The sequence below is a fragment of the Nostoc sp. DedSLP03 genome, from assembly GCF_034530815.1.
Lineage (GTDB): Bacteria > Cyanobacteriota > Cyanobacteriia > Cyanobacteriales > Nostocaceae > Nostoc.
This window is the reverse complement of sequence record NZ_JAVRCK010000236.1, coordinates 1-1419: the sequence shown is the minus strand read 5'-3', so window position 1 is coordinate 1419 and position 1419 is coordinate 1. Positions and strand designations below refer to the sequence as shown.

At 42.2% G+C, this 1419-nt stretch carries 3 protein-coding genes; all 3 read right to left on the bottom strand.

Going from position 1 to position 1419, the window contains the following annotated elements; all coding sequences use genetic code 11:
* Positions 1–372: 372 nt before the first annotated feature.
* Genes RM368_RS38505 through RM368_RS38495 form a run of 3 tightly spaced genes read right to left on the bottom strand, consistent with a single transcriptional unit; the run spans position 373 to position 1179 of the window.
* The gene (locus RM368_RS38505; RefSeq protein ID WP_322698937.1) at positions 373–591 is read right to left on the bottom strand and encodes a hypothetical protein; all 219 of its coding nucleotides are present in this window, start codon (positions 589–591) and stop codon (positions 373–375) included.
* A gap of 1 nt (position 592) precedes the next feature.
* Positions 593–895, bottom strand: a complete 303-nt coding sequence (locus RM368_RS38500) for a hypothetical protein (protein ID WP_322698936.1) — start codon at positions 893–895, stop codon at positions 593–595.
* A complete protein-coding gene (locus tag RM368_RS38495; protein ID WP_322698935.1) occupies positions 895–1179 on the bottom strand; it encodes a hypothetical protein in 285 nt (94 codons plus the stop codon). Before RM368_RS38495 ends, RM368_RS38500 begins: the two co-directional genes overlap by 1 nt.
* Between the last annotated feature and the right edge of the window lie 240 nt (positions 1180–1419).

Below are 1419 nucleotides of genomic sequence, written 5' to 3'. Positions count from 1 at the left end.
AAAATTCTAATCATTCAGTTCTCCTCTGGGTGGTTTCGTCTTGTTCCCTGATGCCGTGCCTGCGAATCACCCGAAGGCCGTTGAGCCTAGTTCACTCTCAAGGCAATGCCGCAGCGCTAACTGCGGCGACATAGGGAGAAAACAGCGCACTCACAGCAGCCGAGCTTATGAAAACAGGAAAGCCATAAAAGCTTGATTCAAGGTAAAAGCCCTAAGCTGCTGTGTGTATGTGCTGTACGGGTGCTTTGGACACAACCCGCGACGGTGGGTAACTTCCACCGTTTCGGCTACTGTGTCAGGTAGCCCGCGCCGTAGCGTGATCGCTTCCAGCGGGCGGTTACGCCATCGCAACAATTACGATTCATCAGGCGGTTACTCGGTCTCAATTTTTGGCAATGTCGAGTTTAAGATTTTGAGGATTTTTGATAACTGCTCTTCAAAATATTCATTTTGAGTAACAGTTTCTATTTCGTATTCAGAAACGTTTTTAATTAATTCATCGAGTTGGGATTTAGCTTTTAATAATTTGTGCCAGGTAATGTAATAATCCCAACTTGGATCTGGTTCTGGAGTATTTGATGTTTTAGTCATTTTAAAAATGCTCGTTTGAGATTTGTTCAACTTTTAATTTGTCGTTTCGCTCGATTAATTCCAACAGTTTTGAAGCTATAAAAGAGCGATCGTAATGAGGAATGCCACTTCCAGAAAGCGCTGCAAGCAAAATTTTGACTTCTGCTTCTAACTCTGTATCTATTCTCAAGTTTTCAAAAAGTGCAAGCATACACCTTCCATAGGCTCTTACTTCTTTGTGGGTTAGTTTTCCTGAATCATCATTGCTTGCAATTCGTTTCAGAATAATTTTCAATCCCTTGGTATCACCATCAAAGCCAAACATCAAACTCCTGCTTCTCCTAAAAAGTTCACAGCACCCGCAAGAATTTCTAATCTTTTAACTTCATCAAGTTCATAATCGGTCATGCAAATTATTGGGTAATCCCGATTGTCGTATCTTAATTTCATGTGCCTGATATACATATCTGGATAGCCAAATGCACCAGGAATAATTTGCTCTCTAAGTACTAGAGTTCGCTCGGTGGGCGGATATGCTTTAGAAGAGAATCCATGCTTGTTTTCTTTTTCTAAATCGTAAAAAGTAATGAATTTTATGTTTTTAGTCATGATGAATGTGATATGTTTTACAAGTCCTGTTTCAAGTGTTTGGATCGATTGCGATCGCACTCCTCCTGCCGCGATCACAATTGATTTAACCGCCGAATTGTTTCCTTAATCGCTCCAGGAGCGTTTTACCCTCAGAGTAGCGGTTGCCAGTGAAGCCAAGCACCTCCGTCACGATCGCACTATCACTTTTTTCACCTCCCAGGCGCTGAATTACCCGCCAAAGTACCCGGTCGTTATCCG